Consider the following 827-nt stretch of genomic DNA (forward strand, 5'->3'; position numbering starts at 1 on the left):
CAACACCAGCTTCTGGGTGCATCAACAYYGTACGCTTGACAGATTTCGTGTTTAACGTCAGCAATTAGAGGGTATTTAACTTGACCGATACCGCCATTTTCAACTGGCKTGTTACGCCATGCGTTGTGAGAAAACTGAGAGTCGATAGATACACCGATCACTTCAACACCTTTTGCTTTGAAATCTTCGTAACGGTTGTCGAATGCGATCAGTTCAGATGGGCAAACGAAAGTGAAGTCTAGTGGGTAAAAGAAAACAACGGCTTTCTTACCTTTAGTAAACTCTGCAAAATTGAAGTTATCAACGATTTCACCGTTACCTAGAACAGCAGCTGCAGTAAAATCAGGGGCTTGACGACCTACTAGTACCATTTTTTGCTCCTAAAAATGTCTTATTTCTAAACCAGAGATWAAGTTTTTGGCTTAGTCCGTGTTTGTACGCGACAAACTATAGTACAGATTGTAGTATTGAAAAAGCGAATTAAATAGATTAACATTCATCGAAAAAAGCGATAAGAGCAATTCTATCGAGTTAATCATACAAACGACGGTAAGTATTAATAATTTTATGAATAAATGGCCCAGTCTGAAGCAGTTACACTATCTTATTACTCTGCATGAAACACGGCATTTTAGTGATGCGGCTGAACGTTGCTTTGTGAGCCAATCGACGTTAAGTAAAGGCATACAAAATTTAGAAGAGTTGATCGGCTGTCCTCTCTATGTAGAAGAAAGACAAAAAAGCCTTTGGTTTTACTCAAGCAGGTGAAGCTGGTTGTAATGCATGGTAGAGAGCTATTGGCAAAGGGGCAAGACTTGGTTGAACTG

The 827-nt window shown here is 39.6% G+C and carries 2 pseudogenes; one reads left to right on the forward strand and one right to left on the reverse strand.

The window, feature by feature from the left end:
- A pseudogene (locus tag CIK04_RS27135) lies at positions 1–371 on the reverse strand (redoxin domain-containing protein); the annotation flags it as partial.
- Positions 372–567: 196 nt separating this feature from the next.
- Between CIK04_RS27135 and CIK04_RS27140 the strand changes: the two are divergent.
- Positions 568–827: pseudogene (locus CIK04_RS27140) on the forward strand (LysR family transcriptional regulator); the annotation flags it as partial.

This window comes from Vibrio sp. 03_296 (genome assembly GCF_002265885.1).